Origin of the sequence: Limnofasciculus baicalensis BBK-W-15 (assembly GCF_024178385.1) — a bacterium.
GTDB lineage: Bacteria > Cyanobacteriota > Cyanobacteriia > Cyanobacteriales > Coleofasciculaceae > Limnofasciculus > Limnofasciculus baicalensis.
Genome location: NZ_JAMZMM010000008.1, coordinates 1 through 19,885, shown reverse-complemented (window position 1 = coordinate 19,885; position 19,885 = coordinate 1). Strand labels below are relative to the sequence as shown.

13 protein-coding genes are annotated in these 19,885 nt (G+C 41.0%); all 13 read left to right on the top strand.

The features are described 5' to 3' along the window. Positions 1–40 precede the first annotated feature (40 nt). The 13 genes from NJ959_RS30385 to NJ959_RS01545 all read left to right on the top strand — a co-directional run bounded on the left by NJ959_RS30385 (position 41) and on the right by NJ959_RS01545 (position 19,762). Positions 41–1,474, top strand: a complete 1,434-nt coding sequence (locus NJ959_RS30385) for a TIGR03985 family CRISPR-associated protein (protein ID WP_254009990.1) — start codon at positions 41–43, stop codon at positions 1,472–1,474. A gap of 193 nt (positions 1,475–1,667) precedes the next feature. Next, positions 1,668–2,456 (top strand): RNA ligase family protein, encoded by a 789-nt coding sequence (locus tag NJ959_RS01600; RefSeq protein ID WP_254009989.1) that lies wholly within the window; start codon positions 1,668–1,670, stop codon positions 2,454–2,456. Positions 2,457–2,607: 151 nt separating this feature from the next. Beyond that, positions 2,608–3,756, top strand: coding sequence for an AAA family ATPase (locus NJ959_RS01595; protein WP_254009988.1), 1,149 nt, complete (start codon positions 2,608–2,610; stop codon positions 3,754–3,756). A gap of 85 nt (positions 3,757–3,841) precedes the next feature. Next, a complete protein-coding gene (locus NJ959_RS01590) occupies positions 3,842–4,531 on the top strand; it encodes a Uma2 family endonuclease (RefSeq protein WP_254009987.1) in 690 nt (229 codons plus the stop codon). 233 nt (positions 4,532–4,764) lie between these two features. Continuing rightward, positions 4,765–7,143, top strand: coding sequence for an adenylate/guanylate cyclase domain-containing protein (locus NJ959_RS01585; RefSeq protein ID WP_254009986.1), 2,379 nt, complete (start codon positions 4,765–4,767; stop codon positions 7,141–7,143). A gap of 445 nt (positions 7,144–7,588) precedes the next feature. Further along, on the top strand, positions 7,589–9,769 hold the full coding sequence (locus NJ959_RS01580; RefSeq protein WP_254009985.1) for an adenylate/guanylate cyclase domain-containing protein: 2,181 nt from the start codon (positions 7,589–7,591) through the stop codon (positions 9,767–9,769). Between the two features lie 175 nt (positions 9,770–9,944). Further along, positions 9,945–12,095 carry an adenylate/guanylate cyclase domain-containing protein gene (locus NJ959_RS01575; RefSeq protein ID WP_254009984.1) on the top strand — a complete coding sequence of 717 codons (2,151 nt, stop codon included), beginning with the start codon at positions 9,945–9,947 and terminating at the stop codon, positions 12,093–12,095. Between the two features lie 20 nt (positions 12,096–12,115). Next, a complete protein-coding gene (locus NJ959_RS01570) occupies positions 12,116–13,684 on the top strand; it encodes a mechanosensitive ion channel family protein (RefSeq protein WP_254009983.1) in 1,569 nt (522 codons plus the stop codon). A gap of 52 nt (positions 13,685–13,736) precedes the next feature. Further along, a complete protein-coding gene (locus NJ959_RS01565; protein ID WP_254009982.1) occupies positions 13,737–14,609 on the top strand; it encodes a hypothetical protein in 873 nt (290 codons plus the stop codon). A 156-nt stretch (positions 14,610–14,765) separates the two neighbouring features. After that, positions 14,766–15,809, top strand: a complete 1,044-nt coding sequence (locus tag NJ959_RS01560) for a cysteine hydrolase family protein (protein WP_254009981.1) — start codon at positions 14,766–14,768, stop codon at positions 15,807–15,809. 145 nt (positions 15,810–15,954) lie between these two features. Beyond that, the gene (locus NJ959_RS01555; protein WP_254009980.1) at positions 15,955–16,968 is read left to right on the top strand and encodes a substrate-binding domain-containing protein; all 1,014 of its coding nucleotides are present in this window, start codon (positions 15,955–15,957) and stop codon (positions 16,966–16,968) included. Between the two features lie 182 nt (positions 16,969–17,150). Continuing rightward, a complete protein-coding gene (locus NJ959_RS01550) occupies positions 17,151–19,166 on the top strand; it encodes an iron uptake porin (protein WP_254009979.1) in 2,016 nt (671 codons plus the stop codon). A gap of 47 nt (positions 19,167–19,213) precedes the next feature. Next, a complete protein-coding gene (locus tag NJ959_RS01545; protein ID WP_254009978.1) occupies positions 19,214–19,762 on the top strand; it encodes a hypothetical protein in 549 nt (182 codons plus the stop codon). Positions 19,763–19,885 lie beyond the last annotated feature (123 nt).

Sequence of the window (19,885 nt, the reverse complement as noted above, 5' to 3'; positions counted from 1 at the left end):
TGCTACCCTAGAAACCACACGATAAATTCCTAAACCGACAGTGGATATAACCTTTCACACCCCTCCAAAACCAGCGCTACTACAAAAACTCGCTAAGGGCGCACTAGAGCAAAGCCAGAATCTTACCCGTGCGGTGCGACTCTGGGTATTATTACGTTGGCTTTACAGCGATGATGGATATCTTGCTCTGCCCAATTCCTTTACCTATACAGATTGGCGCAAAGCTTTCTTTACTGAAAATCATCAGGATGAAAAGCAGGAAGATATCGAAAATCATCAAGACTCCAATTGTGCTTGTAATAAAAAAACTAAGCAATGGTTATCGGATTATGAAGTGGATATTGCCCAGTGGCAACATTCTTTACAAAAACAAGTTCCTATTCCTAATTCTGACATAGAACAGCTTTTAGAAGAACGACTATTTGCTCAGGTTCGCAAATCGCTTCAGAGCGATTTTGATTTATTAATCAGTCGCAATTGGCTGCAACGGCTAACCAATGTGACTGGTAGGAGTAAACAGTATCACCGTGCGAATATCTTGCCAATTGTTAGCGAATCAAATAACCATAGCCTTGATACCAATTTAACTCCTAAAGCACAAGCTTATGTAGCTAGTGCCTTGGGTAGGTTTAGTTTTCTCGATCCTAGTTTTCCAGTATTAGCCGAACAAATTTCAGAAGAGGAACTAGATGAAGACAATAATCGCGTCTTTTTGTACGTGGATTATGTTGTCCCAGAATCTAGTCCGCTCCAAGATACGGTGGATCAAATTCAAAGCGAATTGCAAGAAATTTGGGATTCCGGAGAAATTCGCCCTCTATTACTAACCTATCGCAGCGCTCATCAAAATCTAATTAAGGAGTGTGTGGTTTATCCCGTTTGCATTTACTTTATGGAACATGCTAAATATCTCTGTGCCTATGGCAGCACGCCTAGAGGTGAAATCAACTGGTATAAATATCGCCTGGATCGTATTATTTCTAAACGTCTAGAATCTCTGGATTGGCAAGATACTCGCGTTCCCCAATTATTAAGAGAAAAATATCTAGCAAATCGCTTACCCACTCCCAAAGTCGTCAACACTATGTTAAAACAAGCTTGGGGCTGTGATTTTTATAAAGAAATAGGGCTGATGATATTGCGATTCGATCGCGATTTTCATCAAAGTTATATGGAGGGGATCGCTATCCACCATACCTTTACCATTATAGACTGCGATCGCGCCGCCCTATTAATCAAACAATACACCCCTAATCCCCAACAACGACATACTCTTTTACAAATTCTCCACCATCGCCCCACTACCGATATCTACTACCAACTCTATTACCGAATTACAGACTATTATGTAGTTAGATGGTTACGAGCATTGGGTGCAAAAGTAGAAGTTATGTTACCTTGCCAGTTGCGAGAGGAAATCGCTCTAGATAGTCAAAATACTTGGTATCAATACAAATTCCCATATCGAAGTTAAAGGCATATTAGATGATGATGGGGCTAATATTAAACAATAGACCTCTTGCGAAAGAAATAAAACCCCTCCCCAACCCTCCCCTTACTAAGGGGAGGGAGTCGGAAAAATCCTACTTCCCCCCTTATTCCTACTTCCCCCCTTAATAAGGGGGGAGTGAGGGGGGTAATCTTTTAACTTTTAACTTTGGCTACAGATGATGGAACAAATTTACAAATACCCTCGCACCCCTCATATTCAAGGCTCCCGATTGCAGCCAGGAGATGAAGACTTAGAAAGCATCCCCTTTAGCAATATCGCCTCTAAATATTTAGTAGTTGAAGAAAAAATAGATGGTGCTAACACAGCTATTAGTTTCAGTACCGATGGACAAATGCGCTTGCAAAGTCGCGGTCATTATTTAACTGGAGGAGAGAGAGAAAAGCACTTTAATTTATTTAAACAGTGGGCATATAGTCATAGCGTAACCTTTTGGGATGTTTTGGGTAGTCGCTATATTTTATATGGAGAATGGCTCTACGCTAAACATACTGTATTCTACGATTACTTGCCCCACTATTTTCTAGAATACGATTTGTTAGATTGGGAACAGAAACAGTTTCTCAGTACCCAACGTCGCAACGAGTTATTAGCCGGATTGCCCCTACTTTCTGTCCCCGTACTATTCTCAGGTAAGCTTAACTCCTACAAACAACTCACTCAATTACTCACTCAGTCTCATTACATTCAATCCGGACATTTAGAAAGATTCCGCCAAGTTTGTGAGGAAAGAGGATTAGATGTAGAGCGAAGTCTCAGCCAAACTGATTCTAGTTCACTAATGGAAGGTTTATATATTAAAGTAGAAGAGGAGGGAATAGTCAAAGAACGTTATAAATATGTCCGTGCCAGCTTTTTAACTACAATCAAACAATCCGATGGGCATTGGCTAAATCGTCCAATTATTCCTAATCTCCTTCGTCCGGATGTCGATTTATTTCAGTAGAATTATTGTATAAGTTAGGAACAAGAAACAGAAATGGACAAAGCTTTTTAGGTTAGTGAAGTAGATAGAAACCGGGTTTCTACGGCATCCGCTGTTCCATTCCCCACCGCCCGATACGGCATCCGCTGTTCCATTCTCCATTTTCAATATCATGACTTACTCTATTTCTCAATCCCTACCCTGGTTATTTCCCTACTCTCCAACTCCTCCCAATTGGACATTAGATTGGGCATCACTTCAATCTAAATTTTATTGGCTACAATCCCTTGCCAATTGTCCCCAAGATCCCCTTTATCATGCTGAAGGAGATGTTTTAACCCATACCCGTTTAGTCTGTGAAGCATTAATTTCATTACCCGCTTGGCAAGAATTACCTCCTACTGAAAGATCGATACTATTTGCTGCCGCATTATTACACGATATCGCCAAACCTGCTGCCACTGAAATCGAAACAGATGGCAGAATTACCTCAAAAGGGCATGTGCGTCAGGGGGCAAAAATGGCGCGGCAAATTTCATGGGAAATGAATGTACCATTTCAACACCGAGAGGCAATAGTTTCCTTGGTACAATATGGCAGTTTACCCCTTTGGTTTTGGGACAAACCTAATCCTCAACGTGCTGTAATTAAAGCCAGTCAATTAATCCGATGCGATTTATTGGCAATACTCGCAGAAGCTGATGTGCGCGGGCGTGAATGTGAAGATCGAGGACAATTATTGGAACGAATTGAGTATTTTGTTGAATTTTGTCAAGAGAATAATTGCTTAAATAGTCCCTGGCAGTTTCCCTCGAATCTTAGTCGATTTATCTATTTCCAAAAAGAGAATGGCGATCCCAATTATCTGGCATTTGACGATACCAAATTTGAAGTTATTATGATGTCAGGATTACCCGCATCTGGCAAAGACTATTGGATTGAGAAAAATCTACCGAATTGGACAGTAATATCTTTAGATGAATTGCGAAAAGTCATGAAAGTTTCACCTACAGACGATCAAGCGCCAGTAGTGGATAGAGCCAAAGCAACAGCAAAGGAGTACATGAGAGCTGGAAAATCTTTTGTATGGAATGCAAGCAATATTTCTCGGCAATTACGTTGTTCTCTAGTTAACCTATTTTCAGCTTACCACGGCAGAATTCGCATTGTTTATTTGGAAGTAGATTGGCAAGAATTATTACAACGGAATCGTTCTCGTTCTACAATGGTACCAGAAGCCGTAATAGAGCGAATGCGCGAGCGCTTAGACATTCCAGATATTACTGAAGCCTATCAAGTGGATTGGATTGTCGATGCTTAATACCAAATTGCAGCATATAATAGCCTAAGTTGCTAGTTATATATTTAGGACTTGGTAATAGCAATTAGCTATTAGCACCAAAACGATGACACACCCAAGCTTGCTTGCTCCTCCCCTGACTATCCTACCTCTAGAAAATGGCGCTAGACTTACTCGTAGTGAATTTGAGCATCGCTATAATACTATGCCCAAAGTGAAAAAAGCTGAACTAATCGAAGGAGTAGTTTATATCGAATCTGCTTTAAAATTCAGAAGTTATGGTAAACCCCATACTTACATTATGGATTGGTTGGGCAGATACGAGGCGGCTACACTAGGAGTTGAATTAAGCGATAATGCCACAATCCGTTTAGATGGGGATAACGAATTGCAACCAGAGGCAATTTTGAGGATTGAAGTTGGAGGAAAATCCCATATTAGTGAAGATGATTATGTTGAAGGTGCGCCAGAGTTAATTGTAGAAATTACCAGAAGTAGTGATTCTAGTGATTTGCACTCCAAACAGAAGGTGTATTGTCGCAATCAGGTGCAAGAATATTTAGTTTGGCGAGTTGACGAACATCAATTTGATTGGTTTCACTTAAAGGATGGGGATTATGTTCAGTTTGAACCCAATCCTGATGGGATGATTTGTTCAATCGTATTTCCAGGATTATGGTTAGACAAATCTTCTTTATTAGCGGGAGATTTAGCTAGTGTTTTGGCGGGTTTGCGCCAGGGATTAGCTACTTCTGAACATCATAAGTTTGTGCAGCAGTTGTCTTCCGAAGGATGAATTTCAGTACTTACGCAAATAATCTATTTGTAGGGTGCGTTACGCTCTGCTAACGCACCAGCCAAGCCACTAATAGTGTGGCGGCATAATTCCTAGTATAATACAGAGTAACCGAGAATTAACAGACGGGATTGACTTTTATTCAAGTGATACTAAATTGATATCAGACATGACAATATCAATCGGTATTAACTAATAGATTAGATAAAACCTACCAGGCGGTGAAATTGAAAATGAACAGTTATAAGACATATAAAAAGATCGGGGATATTGCTCAACGAATCCCTAAATTAAAGGTGAACACCAGTATTAGGACAAAACTAGTACTGATGGTGTTAGGAGTTAGCATTGGTTCGATGGGGGCAATTGGGTATATAAGTTATGAAAACGGGAAAGCGAATCTCAGGGAAAGAATATTTGACCAATTAAATACCTTGCGCTCAGTTAGAAGCAACCAAATTACCACCTACTTTGATAACCTAACTACCCAAATTCAAAGCTTAAATCAAGACTGGCGAGTGATTAACGCCATGAAAGATTTTAAGGCAGCTTACCGGGATCTCGAACAGGAGACAACACCGACTAATTCCGAGATCGAGCCAAATAATACCACTAATTTACAAGAAAAAAAGACCAGACAGAGTAACTCAGATACTCAGGAAATAAGTTCAAGTAATTTAGCCGAAAAAACGCCAACACCCAGTAATTCAGACATAAATATAACGAGTCCAAGTAATTTACGGAACAAGATCGCCATACCCAGCGATTTAGATGCCAAACTGAACACCTACTACGAACAAGAATATTTGCCCAAACTGACCAAAATAACAGAAGGTAAGCCAATCCTAGAACTCTATAAACCGAGAAATCCAGCAGCTCGCTATTTACAATACCACTATATTGCGGCCAATCCCAATCCTGTGGGGAAGAAAGATTTACTAGATAATGCCAAGGATGGTAGCGAATACAGTCGCATTCACGATATCTACCACCCGATTTTCAGACGAATTCTCAAACGATTTGCTTACTATGATATATTCTTGATCGATCCGGAAACTGGGGATATTATCTACACAGCTTCCAAAGAAACAGACTTTGCTACTAGCCTATTAAAAGGTCCCTATAACCAGACAAACTTGGCAGAGGCGGCAAAGACGATTATGCAAGTTAAGGCAAAAGGTTACACTAAAATCGTTGATTTCCAATCCTATTACCCTTCATTTGGCGCACCTGCGGCTTTCATTGCTACCCCAATTTTTGATAAATCAGAATTGATTGGGATTTTAGCCGTGCAAATCCCAGTTGATCCGATTAAGCAAATTATGACTAATAACCAAAATTGGGAAAAAGATGGTTTAGGGAAGTCTGGCAAAACCGAGTTGGTAGGATCGGATTATAAAATGCGATCTATATCTCGATTCTTAATTGAAGACAAGGAAAATTATTTAAAGAATCTCCGGGCAGCAAATGTAAGTAACAGCATCATTAACAAAATCAAGGAATATGGTACAACAATTCTCCTCACAGAAGTAAAAACAACAGCGACAAAAGAAGCTTTTGCTGGAAAAGAGGGGACGCAGATTATCAAAGATAATCGGGAAGTCACTGTTCTCAGTTCATATTCCCCCTTGCAAATCCGTGACTTGAATTGGGCAATTATAGCGGAAATTGATCTTAAGGAAGCATACGCCCCAATTTACGGTTTTCAAGGAGTCATCCTCCTTTGGAGTTCGTTGTTGGTGATAATAGTTACGGGGGGAGCAATTATCCTTTCTTATATCTTTATCAAACCTGTTAATATTCTCATTGGTAATGCCAGTAAAATTAGCAATGGGGACACAGATAATCTGGCGAAATTGAACGTCAAAAACGAATTTGGTGAGTTAGCCAATTCATTTAATAATATGGTAGACGTTCTCCAAAGTCAAAGGGAACTAATTGATGAAAAAAGTCAGGATAACGAGGAAATTATCCTGAAAATATTTCCAGATTCCTTGATTAAACGGCTGAAAAATAAAGAACAAAATATTGGCGATCTCATCTCCAACGTCACTGTCTTATTTTCTGATATTGAAGGATTCTCTGAACTATATCAAACTATGTCTATTGATGAAGTGGTGACTATTCTCAATGATATTGTCAATGCCTTCGATCAAGCTGCTGAACAATATGGAATCGATAAAATTAAAACCCTAGGTGATAATTACGTTGCCGCTTGCGGACTCTCAAATCCCAAGCTGGATCGCAGTAAACGGATTGTTGATTTTGCTTTGGAAATGCGGAGTATCATCCGCCGCTTTAATCTAGAAAAAGGACTTAACCTAGATATTTGTATCGGGATTCACTCTGGAGAAGTGATGCAAGGTATCATTGGCAGGGAAAAGGTAACCTATGATGTTTGGGGTGAACCTGTTAGTATTGCCAATCGTAGCTTAGGAAGTCCAGCAAGTATACCCGGTTCAATCTTAGTTTCCCAAAATGTCTACGAATCTGTGGCAGATATCTATGAATTCGAGTTAGTTAGCTATTTGGAAACAAGCAATAATAAAAAATTGGGACTTTGGCTTTTACAAACTACAGTAACCAGTCAAATATTGACAGTCAAAGTATGAAAGTTGAAGGATGAAGGTTGAAGTATGAAGGTTGAAGTGTCAAAAGGACTGATTTGTTAAGTTAGGATGAAGTAGAATTTTTTTTCAGACTTCAGACTTTATACTTCATCCTTCATATACAGGACTTACGCAAAGACTCTATCCGTAGTTACGCTCTGAAGAGCGGACCACTCACACTACTAATAATGTGGCTGCGTAAGTCCTAATATATGTGGTATAATCAGCAGATCTGATATCCCAGGGAAGTGAAAAGCTTCAAAGAAATTAATAGTCGAACTACTAAATTGAAATGCTCCATGAGGTTCCTCCGATGAGAATGGTGTATAACAAAATCAGTCCACTGGCAAAACTAATGTCCCGCTTCAGTTTGAAAGCGAGTATTAGAACACAGTTGGTGATCATGGTCCTAGTGGTGAGCTTCTGTTCCATGTGGACAATCGCGTATATGAGTTATGAAAACGGTAAAGAGAATCTCAGCGATCGCATCTTTGATCAGTTAACCAGCTTACGATCCGCCAGAAGCTCTCAAATTAGTGGGTACTTTCAAGACTTGCACACTCAGGCTCAGGCTTTGAGTCAAAACTGGATGGTACTCAATGCCATGAAAGATTTTAACGCAGCCTACGATCAGCTATCAAAACAGCTCGATCCAGTTAAGTTGGATACCAGCGAGGTGACTAAAGCCCAGGGAAATAGCAGCCCGGTTGCTACCAAAAAGCCAGAAACAGAAAAGACCAAAGAATTGCCATCGGATGCAAAGGTAACCGTACCCAGTGAAATGGAAGCCAAAATAACAGAATACTATGAAAAACAATATCTACCGGGAATCGCCAAAATTAGCGATGGTGAACCCGTACTCGAACTTTATAAACCAGCAACAGTATCTGGTCGCTATCTACAGTACCAGTACATTGCCAACAACCCCAATCCTCCCAACGAGCGCTATCTCCTAGACGATGCGGGAGACGGCAGCGCCTACAGTAACGTTCACAATCGCTACCACCCTCTCTTGAGAGAGTTGCAACAAAGATTTCATTATGAAGATATCATCCTAATTGATGCAAAAACGGGCATCACTGTCTACAGCTATTCCAAACAAGTTGACTTTGCCAGAAGTATATTGACGGGAGCATACAAGCAAAGCAATGAAGCCGATGCAGTTAGAGCAGTACTGGCAACTAGGGCGAAAAACTACGTTAAGTTTGTGGATTTCGAGCAATACGCTCCCTCCTTTGGCGCACCGACTGCCTTCGTGGGGGCACCAATTTTTGACCAATCGGAATTAATTGGGGTTTTAGTTTTACAGCTTCCTGCTAGTCAGATCGATCGGATTATGACTGGGAATAAAAATTGGAAAGGAGATGGGTTAGGAAAGACTGGAAAAACTGATTTAGTCGGACCAGACTATACCATGCGGAATATATCTCGTTTCTTAATTGAAAACCCCAATAATTATTTCAAAGATCTGCGAGAGAGTAATGTAAGTGAAGATATCCTGGAAAAAATTAAGGATTTCAACACCACCATTCTCCTCGTAAAAGTAGAGTCAACCGCAGTAGAGGAAGCATTGGAGGGAAAGAGCAAAACCAAAATTGTCAGAGATGCTCGCGGGAAGGCTGTTCTCAGTTCCTACGCGCCGTTAGAAGTGGAAGGATTACAGTGGGCAATCGTGGCGGAGATCGATCTGACTGAAGCTTATCAGCCTATTTACGGGTTTCAACGGATTATTCTGCTCTGGGGTTCTCTCCTCGTATTAGTCGTCACCATAGTGGCGCTGGTTTTATCCTATCTGTTTATCAAACCAATTAATCTGTTAATTTACAAGGCAAAAAAAATTGCCAATGGCGATATGAATACAGTGGTCAAGTTGCCTGCCAAAAATGAATTTGGAGAATTAGCAGACTCTTTTAACAACATGGTTAGCTCTCTGAAAAACCAAACAGAACTGATTGAAGAAAAGAATCGAGAAAATGATGAAATTCTGCTGAAAGTATTTCCAGATTCCATCGCCCAACGCCTCAAAAAAGGAGAACGAGGTATCACTGAACGGATTTCTAATGTCAGTGTATTATTCAGTGATATCATCGGCTTCGGCAAGCTGTATGAATCCATGACAATTGATGAGATAGTCTCTACATTGAATGACCTCGTGAATAGCTTTGATGAAGCCAACGATCGATATGGAGTGGATAAAATTAAAACCATTGGCGATAACTATATGGCAGCTTGCGGACTAGCAAGACCAACACTAGATCACGGAAAACGAGCGATCGATTTTGCCCTAGAAATGCGCGGTATTGTCCGCCGATTTAGTCAGGATCGGGGATTGAATCTGGATATTGCGATCGCAATTAACTCTGGGGATGTCTTGACGGGAATCATCGGAACTGAAAAGTTTACTTATGATGTTTGGGGTGACACCGTGACAACCGCCAACCGGATCTTAAACAATCCTTTGAGTATGCCTGGTTCAATTTTAGTCACCCAAACCGTCTACAATGCTGTGGAAGATATATACGAATTCGATCGCGTTGGTAGTATAGAAGTTGGTGGCAACGAGAATCTGGATCTCTGGCTATTACAAAGTACAGTGAGACGGCAAACCGATCCAACATCAGCTATATAAACTAGTTTGGTTGTTAGTTGTTGGTTGTTAGTTGTTGGTTATTGGTTATTGCTTGTTAGTTGTTGGTTGTTAGTTGCTGTTTATTGGTTATTAATTGTTAAAATTCACATAACAAACAACAAACAACCAAGAACTAACAACAAATAACAATTATAAGGAGTTTCCCTCCATGGTAATGAAATATAAGAAAATTGGACAAGTCACTAAATTAATGTCCGGCTTCAAGATCAAAACCGGAATCCGGACACAGCTAGTATTTATGTTACTAGCAGTTAGTTTAGCCTGTATGTTTACCCTCATGGCATTGAGCTATAACAGCGGTAAAGAGAATTTGAGCGAACGAATATTGGAACAGTTAACCAGTTTGCGATCCGCTAGAGCAGCACAAGTTAGCACCTATTTTGACGGATTGCGCACTCAGGTTGAGACACTCAGTGAAGACTGGATGGTGATTAATGCCATGAAGGATTTTAAGGCAGCCTACAAGAAAATTGAAAAAATACCAATGCCGAGTTATTGGGATAAGAAGCTAGAGAAATATTATAACGAACAGATTATCCCCAACATGCCGAAAACGCCTGAAGGGAAGCCCCTCATCCAAACCGCCCCGCCTACCCAATCCGGAAATCGCTATCTGGAATACCACTACCTCGTCACCAACGCAAATGATTACGACAATCACTATTTGCTAGAGGATCCGGGGGACGGGAGCGAGTATACTCAAGTACATTCCCGCTACCATTCTCTCTTTAGAGAAATCCAAGAAAGATTTCACTATGTCGATATCATGTTAGTGGATGCGGAAACGAATACTACGATCTACACCTATGCCAAACAAATTGACTTTGCCAGAGACTTAACCACTGGAGAATTCAAGGATACTAACTTAGCAGAAGCTGTAAATGCTGCGATCCAAGGAAAAGCCAAAAACTACAGTAAACTCGTCGATTACAAACAATATGCCGCATCCTTTGGCGCACCAACAACTTTCATCGCCGCCCCAATTTTTGATAAATCAGAATTGATCGGAGTATTAGTACTTCAAATCCCAGACGCTGATCTGAATAAGATCATGACGGGAGACAAAAATTGGGAAAAGGATGGGCTGGGAAAAACCGGACAAACCTATCTGGTAGGAGCAGATTCTACCATGCGATCGATATCCCGTTTCCTTCTCGAAGACCAGAAAAAGTTTTTGGACAACCTGAAATCAGCAGACGTTGACGAAAGCCTCGTTAATGCGATTGAGAGGTATCAGACAACAATTCTGCTTTTGAAAATCGATTCAGAGGCAGCGACTAACGCCTTATCCGGGAAAAAAGGCACGCAAATTCTGACAGATAATCGCAATATGAGCGTTCTCAGTTCATATTCCCCCTTAGAAGTTGGCGGCTTGGGTTGGGCAATTGTGGCGGAGATCGATCTGGAGGAAGCTTACAAACCTGTTCACGAATTTAGTGCATTTGTTCTGCTTTGGGGCGCAATTTTAGCAGTAATAGTCACCATAGTTGCGGTGGTGATTTCCTCTGTCTTTATTAAACCGATTCAGGCGATCATTGCTAGTGCCCGCAAGATTGGCAGCGGGGATATTGATGCCGTAGTTGACATAGCATCCCGCGACGAATTCGGAGAGTTAGCCGAATCCTTTAATACCATGGTTCAATCTCTGCAAACCCAAACCAAACTAATCGAAAAGAAAAATCAAGAAAACGAGGACTTACTCTTAAGTGTCTTTCCCTCCTCAGTAACGGAACGCCTGAAAAATAAAGATGAAATCATCGCAGATCATATTGACAACGTGACAGTTTTATTCGCAGATACGATCGGATTTGGCAAGCTGTATCAATCAATGACTGTTGAGGAAGTATTGAGTACGATTAACGATCTAGTCGGTTTATTCGATCGGGCACTCCCAGAATATGGGGTGGATAAAATTAAAACCATTGGGGATAATTATATCGCGGCGGTTGGGATTACTACTTCAAGTCCGGATCGCAGCCAACGCGCCATTAGTTTTGCCATGGAAATGCGCAAGATTATCCGCCAATTTAATCTAGAAAGAGGATTGAATCTCGATATTTGTATCGCTATCCATTCCGGAGATGTCTTTGCTGGAATTGTGGGGAAGAAAAAGTTAACCTACGATGTTTGGGGCAGAACAGTTTCAATCACCAGTGCTATCTTATCAGCGGCGGAGAAGATACCCGGTTCAATTCTGGTTTCCCAAAATGTACACGAATCCCTGGAAGATTTATACCAATTTGAGCCAGTTGAAGATAACGACTTCCGGGGAAATTTGTGGATAATTAAAGGGGCTAGGGACTAGGGATCAGGGAGCAGGGGAGCATGGGAGCAGGGGAGCAGGGGAGGAAGAGTCAAATTATTTTTTACTTCAGCCTTCAGCCTTCAGCCTTCAGCCTTCAGCTTTCTTTAAATAGGATAATCCTCAATGGGAGAAAAGAAATGCAATTGACAGCACAAAATGAGTTATTAATCTGGGCGGTAATCTTAGGAATAGGGTTCCCGCTATTACAAATTATCCTGCTCGAAGTTATTCACAATCTAAAACGACGGGGTAGCAGCGTCACAGGTACTCTCAGATTTATTCAGAATTTAGTTCTCCCTGCCTTGGCGATTCTGCTGTTCATGCAGTACGTTTGGCAGCTCAAAAATGACAGTAATCCGGTTAAGCTAGTCGCTACTTTGTTTTGGATTTGCGCCATCTACGCAACTCTTTCTACAATTAATGGGATAATATTCGCTGACAGAGGTGAAAAATCATTGGGGGCGAAAGTTCCTAAACTCTTCCGCGATTTATCTCAGGCAGTTTTGATCTCAGCCGGGAGTGCCCTAGTACTATCATTCGTATGGAAAATAGACCTCGCGGGTTTAGCTGCTGCCCTTGGTGTGGGTTCTATTGTTCTCGGTTTGGCATTGCAAGACACATTAGGCAGCATTTTTGCGGGAATTGCTCTGTTGTTTGAACGTCCCTTTAAAGAGGGAGATTGGCTGCAGATAGGAGAGGTTGAGGGGAAAGTAGTTGATATCAATTGGCGCGGTATTCGCATCCTCACAGAAGAGCAGCATGAGATTGTAATTCCTCACACAATCGTCAGCCAAGAAATAGTACGGAATTACAGTAGACCATTAATACAGCACGAAGACGAAATTGAACTCCGCTTTTCCTACGAACATCCCCCTAACTTCGTCAAACAGGTTCTTAAAGCTACAGCACTATCTACACCCGGAGTATTAACTGATCCAGAACCAATTGTACAAACAGCAGATTATGAAGAATCTGGTATTTTATATAAGTTAGTAATTCAGATTAGCGAATTTGGCGATCGTGGTGATATCCGCGACGAGTTGAGAACCCGACTTTGGTATGCCGCCAAGCGATACAATTTGAAAATTCCTGTACCTGTGCGGGAAATCTATCAATCCGATAAACCTACTCATCAAGAACAAGCAACTACTAAGTTTAACGAAGGTATTCAATCTGTACCTGCTTTAGTGCGGATGGAAGGCGACTCCTTGGCAGATTTAGCTAAGGGATCTATGCTCCACAACTTTGCTGCTGGAGAAAAAATAATTAGAGAAGGGGATCGCATCAATGCTCTACACGTTATCGTCGCAGGTAAAGCATCTGTTACTGTTACCGACAAGAAAGGAAAAGAACAAGAAGTCTACATCCTCTCTCGTGGTGAATTTTTTGGTGAAATGGCTTTGTTTACTGGGGAACTAGCAAGTATTACAGTCACGGCTTTGGAAGATATGGAGGTGATTTTAATCTATTCTGAGGTTGCCTATATGATGATCGAAAGACAACCGACTCTTGCTCGTGAAATTGGGCAAATTATGGAACTCCGCCGCAAAGCTATCAGTGTGGCAAAGCAGGGTGTTGTGGCTAAATAACTCTTCCTTTTCTTAAATAAAATTAAGCTGAGATTTATCTCTTAAAAGTGCGATGGCTACGATCCAAACCATACCCCACTTTGATATTAAATCTGGATATCGTCCCCAGTCAGAAGACAAGACACCCTTAGCTGACGCTGTTGATTTTTACCGACTGCGCCAACTTACTAATTCTCAACGGTTACAATTGGGTGCTTCATTAACTCGTTGGGCAAAGATTGTATCGCTACGGGGAATGAGAAAAGCTAATCCTCTGGCATACTCAAAGCGATTTGCCCAATCAATATTAGGTAGTAAGTGGTTGCCCATTTTAACCCCTACCAGCGATCCTTCTATGTGGACTCAAGATCCCAGCGAAATTGCTAGATTGTTGCACCCAATTTTGGAAACTATGGGTATCCCTTACTACATTACAGGCGGCGTTGCTGCAACTGCTTATGGGGACCCCAGAACCACACGGGATTTAGATTTAGTGATTGAATTAGATCGGAAAAATATATCTAGATTGGTAGAGTTACTAGAAGCGGCTGATTTTTACTGTCCACCGGGATCTGTTGCAGATATTCGGGTTGCCAGAAGTAGGGTATTAAGCGTAACTCATATCACCAAAGTGCTTAACGCTGATCTTATCTTGAATACCGATACTGACTTTGACAGATCCAAAATGGCACGGCGACGACTAGAAGCGCTAGATGTGGCTGGAGTAGAACAGTTTTGGATTGCTTCTCCTGAAGATGTAGTATTGGCAAAACTCCTCTGGCGGCAACAATCTCAGTCAATGAAACAATGGACTGATGTCTTGGGAATCATTAAAGTACAAGACTCTCAACTTGACTTTGATTATTTATGGCATTGGGCTGAAATACTTAATATTGCTAATGATTTAGATCGAGCATTTACTGAAGCTGGCTTGTTTGGTTTTTAACTACTTTATTAAGCAAGCTGTTGTCCATCTATATTGGATAGTAATGACAGGTAAGAGGTAAGAGGTAAGAGGTGAGGAGCAAGAGTAAATATTCAATTTAACTGCGCATTAGCTTAAGAATTAGCAATTAACAATTAGCAACTTGGGTAATTATATATGACTACTAAAACTATCCCACAACTCCCCATTCCTAATTTTTTCGATTCCCAAAAAGTAGGGGAAGTTTGGCGCGTCCCCTACCAAACAAGAGCGTCTCAGGCGAAGGCGTGGGCAAAAGAATATCAAATTCAGTCAGTAGTAGCAGATTGCCATCGCATTTGCCTACTACTTATTGATGTCCAAAATACTTTTTGTATTCCAGGATTTGAGCTATTTGTTGGGGGAAAATCTGGTTTAGGGGCTGTGGAAGATAACGTGCGGATATGTGAATTTATCTACCGCAATTTGCACGTTATTACCGAAATTATCCCGACAATGGATACTCATCGGGCTATGCAAATTTTTCACCCTATTTTCTGGATTAATCGAGCTGGAGAACATCCTACTCCAGGAACGACTATCATCAGTCTGGAAGATGTGGAGGAAGGAAGATGGAAAGTTAATCCAGAGGTTGCTTACACTATTGCTGAAGGCGATAATTTAGCTCTGGAACAACATGCTCTCCATTACGTGAAGAAACTAAGCGATGCTGGCAAGTTTCCCCTGATTATATGGCCTTATCATTCTATGCTGGGCGGAATTGGTCATGCTCTTGTTTCTGCGGTGGAAGAAGCAATATTTTTTCATGCTATAGCTAGAAATAGTCAGACGCATTTTCAACTGAAAGGCGATCATCCTTTAACTGAAAATTATTCTGTATTGCGTCCTGAAGTATTAGAAGATAATCATGGCAAGGCTATTGCTCAGAAAAATAGTTTGCTGATGGAACGGTTATTGAATTTTGATGCGGTTATTATTGCAGGTCAAGCGAAAAGCCATTGTGTAGCTTGGACAATTGACGATTTATTGACGGAAATTACGATCGTCGATCCCAACCTAGCTGAAAAAGTATATTTGTTGGAGGATTGTACATCTCCTGTAGTTATCAGTCAAGAGATTGATTTCACTGAACAAGCCAACGCCGCATTCCAGCGCTTTGCTAATGCCGGAATGAATGTAGTGAGATCGACAGACGCGATCGCGGATTTACTGAACTTGTAAGTAGGGTAATGATAATCTATCCATCCAGCAAAAGTCAACCAAAGATCGACGATCAATTAGCATCCATAAACAATATTCTTGTGGTATTATACCAAAATCCTAATGATCGGTGCATTTTGAGCCTCATTTCAGGGGAGAAGACAAGATGATTTTTAAAGCCAAAACTCTGCGTAGAAGTATAATTGCTTCACTTGTAACATTTGCGATCGTATTGATTTCTCTGAGAGCAGTACCCGCGAATCCTATAGTTGGTGCAGGTTCCATATTAGCTGGTCCTCTTTTCCAACGCTACTCCACTGAATACCAGAAAGAAACAGGAACTGAGATTCAATACAGCGCAACTGGCCGTGTTGAAGGGATCAACAGATTTATTGAAGGTTCAGTTGATTTCGCTGCTAGCGACATCCGGCCAACGAGAGAAGAGAGAGATAATCTAGAAAAGCAGCAGGGGCTAGTTATGCTACCGACAGGTGCATCACCTGTAGCAATAATTTACAATCTGCGACAGGTATCTTCTCCAGTCAGTTTGTCTCGCAAGAATCTCGTCAAAATTTTCACGGGAAAAGTTAGTAGTTGGAACCAGATTGACCCCAACTTGCCTAATACTGACATAAAAGTTGTTGTCCGCTCCGATAGAAGTGGTATTAACTATACGTTAACTAACTACTTGCAGTCTATTACCAATGGGAAAATAGAAGCTAAGGCATTACCAGATTGGGGATTCGATGTTTTTGCTAGTGTTCCGGAATCTAGCCAGGTAACTGGAGAAGTGCGGCGGACTGATGGCGCAATTGGCTACATCGCAGCGATTTTGGCCAGACAGAATAGCCTGCCCATAGCCAAAATAGAAAATAAGAAAGGCGAGTACCTTTTGCCAAGATCATCTCAGGTGAGTAAAGGGCTAACTAGTGAGAGGTTCGACGAAAACTTTTACCCAAATGACGAAGAAGCACCAGAGGGATATCCATTAGCCAATATCCTTTTTCTACTACTTCATAAGCAATACTCTAGTGTAGAAATAGCTCAAAGGATGAAAGACATGACGACTTGGATTCTGACGAAGGGTCAGACATTTAACGAAGAGTTTAAGTACGCCAAAATTCCCGAAGATGTTACTCAAAGAGCAATTCAAGTAGCCAATAAGACTATTAGACCATAGCCAAATGAATTAGTTATTTGTTGTTAGTTAATTAGTTGTTTGTTGTTTGTTGTTTGTTTTTAGAAAATAACAACGGATGACAAATCGCTAAGTTATTTGTTTTTAGAAAATAATCCAAAAACAAATAACCAAAAACAAATAACCAAAAACAAATAACCAATGACTATTTTGTGAGGAGAATCGTGAAAAAAATTAATTGTGCATCACCACTGAACTGGATAATATTGGGTGTGAACTTAGCGATAGCTTCTGGAGGACAAGGGAATGCAATCGCACAAAACATGCCAGCAAACGAGATTCCATTTCCAGCTACAGAAATAATCAACGATGGCGCAGCGCCATTGGTAACAAAAGGCGAAACTGAAGTAGCAAAAGAGACTCAAACACCTTCTGTTGCTTCAGAAAAAGTGGCAATGGGAAATGGAGACAGCGGAGATAAGCAGAAGAATGGCAAATGGGGCATGGAGACTTCTGAACATAGCCCCGCTTTGGTAACAAGCAATCTCTCGTCTACTGCTTCTTTTTCTACTTCTCAAGAGACTTTTAGCGAATTGAATTCATCCATAGCTTTAGATGTAGAAAATGGATCTCCTCCCCTGCCAATAAATCAGGTAACTCCTGTTTCTGAATTACAATTATCAGATGTTAAACCAACTGAGACTAACAGTCAAAATCTAGATTCATCTCTAGAAAAAGAAATAGATGCAGAGGATGGATTAATTGAGCCGGGAATGGAACAAATCACCTCTGTTTCTCAATTATCTGATGTTAGACCAACAGATTGGGCATATCAAGCACTGGCTACTCTAGTGCAGCGTTACGGTTGTATTGCAGGTTATCCCGACGGAACCTATCGTGGTAACCGCGCTATGACTCGCTACGAATTTGCCGCAGGTTTGAATGCTTGTTTGAATCGCATCAGCGAAATAATTGCAGGCAGCACAGGCAGTGGCGTAAATACAGGAGATTTAGATACCCTGCGCAAATTGCAAGCTGAGTTTACAACTGAACTAAGTACTCTGCAAGCTAAAACAGATAGTTTAGAAGAACGTATTGCTTTTCAGGAAAACCATCAATTCTCCACCACCACAACTCTATCTGGATTAGTTGAGATGAGTTTAATCGGTGGTTTTGGCGATCAAAAAGCAGTACCTTCAGGTCAAAGTCCCAGCCAAGATTTGGAATTGAATACCGTTTTGGCTGGTCTGTCTTTTATCAGTTTTAACACTAGTTTTACAGGTCGAGACTTGTTGAATGTTACCAAGGCAGCAGGAGGGGTTAACGGATTTGGCAGCCCAGTTACAGGCACTGACATGACTGCACTGGCATTTGGACTGGATAATGACAATGATATTTTTGAAGGCGGCATATTCTATCGCTTTCCCCTAGGGGATAAAGGTGTAGTCCAAGTTGGTACATCAGGAGTATCAGCGGGGAGTGTGATGCCCTCTCTTAATCCCGTAATCTCAATATCCGCTTTTGGAGGAAGCAGCCCCATCTATGGACTTGCTGGCGGGGGTGGTATAGCGATGAACTATCGCTTCTCAGAAAAGTTGGCTGCTGGATTCAAGTATGGAGGAGATACGGGTAGCATTGCTAATCCATTAAGTGGACTTTTTAATGGTCAATATGGTGCATTTACTCAAGTCACATTTACCCCATCTACTAACTTGGGTATCGCCTTGAATTATGCCCGTTATTATTCTAAAAGCCCGAATCTCACTGGGTTCACTGGCAGCCAATTCGCCCAAACTCCATTTGGTAATAATGCACCTACCTCAGCAAATGCTTTTAGTTTGCAAAGTCAATTTCGGTTTGCTACTAGTTTCAGTATGGGGGCTTGGGTAGAATATATTCACGCCAAAGCAGAATCTTCCTACAGCGTCAATAGTGCGATTGGCACAAAAGGTGATGAAGCTGAAAGTTGGAATTGGGCAATTACTGCTGCATTCCAAGATGTAGGTAAACGGGGTAGTCAGTTAGGATTCGTATTTGGGATGCCACCTAAATCAACGGACAATGACTTTTCCAGTCGTGAAGATCAAGACACCTCATATCATATCGAAGCATTTTATCGCTACCGATATAGCGATCGCATTTTCATCACGCCCAGTCTTTTGCTGATTACCAATCCAGAACACAATAACAATAATAACGACATCTGGATTGTATCCCTCCGCACCAGTTTCATATTCTAATTTAGTTATTGGTTGTTTGTTATTGGTTGTTTGTTCTTTTTTTTACTATGGACTTATTTGAACTTGACTCCAGTGAAATTGAAATTATTTATAAATACCAACCTCAACTAGAAAAGCTAGGAGTTAATCTCGATGACGAATACCTAAAAGAAACTATTATCGCCTATTCCTACAATTTAGAAAGTGGGATTCAAGCATTTATCGAGTATTCAGCAAAGGGACAACTTGAGAAACCCGATCGGTACCTAATCAAAGCATTAAAAAACGGATGGAAACCCCGAAACAATGCCGAAGCCCCCTTCTCACCTCTATTAACTGCTGCTGATTTTAATACGGGACATAATCAGGAGGAAAGAATAGAGAATTACCGACAATTATGTCAAATGGTGAAGAGTAATTTCAATCGTCCCCGCCAACCAAACCATCCTAAACTTCGGCGCAATTTGAGTTTAATCTCAACCATACCAGATCTTGCTACTGTTAATCAGTTTATGGCAGATCCAATCCTGCGACAAGAGATGGAAAATGCTATTATCCGACATCCTGAGTGGGGCTATGAAATTACTGATGATGGAGTAGAAGAGATTGAGTTTTAACTTGTTATTAATTGTTTGTATAAATCTTTTATCCGTAGCACAGGCATCTTGCCTGTGAACTCCATTCCATTAGACATCTCCAAAATATAATTTCAAACCCTTACCCTATCTAGCTCAAAACCT

What these genes read in the sequence shown, in the direction of transcription:
- NJ959_RS01575 (WP_254009984.1), top strand. Translation starts at nt 9,945, where the DNA reads ATGAAATATAAGAAAATTGGACAAGTCACTAAATTAATGTCCGGCTTC.
- NJ959_RS01545 (WP_254009978.1), top strand. Translation starts at nt 19,214, where the DNA reads ATGGACTTATTTGAACTTGACTCCAGTGAAATTGAAATTATTTATAAA.
- NJ959_RS01565 (WP_254009982.1), top strand. Translation starts at nt 13,737, where the DNA reads ATGGCTACGATCCAAACCATACCCCACTTTGATATTAAATCTGGATAT.
- NJ959_RS01570 (WP_254009983.1), top strand. Translation starts at nt 12,116, where the DNA reads ATGGGAGCAGGGGAGCAGGGGAGGAAGAGTCAAATTATTTTTTACTTC.
- NJ959_RS01600 (WP_254009989.1), top strand. Translation starts at nt 1,668, where the DNA reads ATGATGGAACAAATTTACAAATACCCTCGCACCCCTCATATTCAAGGC.
- NJ959_RS01560 (WP_254009981.1), top strand. Translation starts at nt 14,766, where the DNA reads ATGACTACTAAAACTATCCCACAACTCCCCATTCCTAATTTTTTCGAT.
- NJ959_RS01585 (WP_254009986.1), top strand. Translation starts at nt 4,765, where the DNA reads ATGAACAGTTATAAGACATATAAAAAGATCGGGGATATTGCTCAACGA.
- NJ959_RS01580 (WP_254009985.1), top strand. Translation starts at nt 7,589, where the DNA reads ATGAGTTATGAAAACGGTAAAGAGAATCTCAGCGATCGCATCTTTGAT.
- NJ959_RS01590 (WP_254009987.1), top strand. Translation starts at nt 3,842, where the DNA reads ATGACACACCCAAGCTTGCTTGCTCCTCCCCTGACTATCCTACCTCTA.
- NJ959_RS01555 (WP_254009980.1), top strand. Translation starts at nt 15,955, where the DNA reads ATGATTTTTAAAGCCAAAACTCTGCGTAGAAGTATAATTGCTTCACTT.
- NJ959_RS01595 (WP_254009988.1), top strand. Translation starts at nt 2,608, where the DNA reads ATGACTTACTCTATTTCTCAATCCCTACCCTGGTTATTTCCCTACTCT.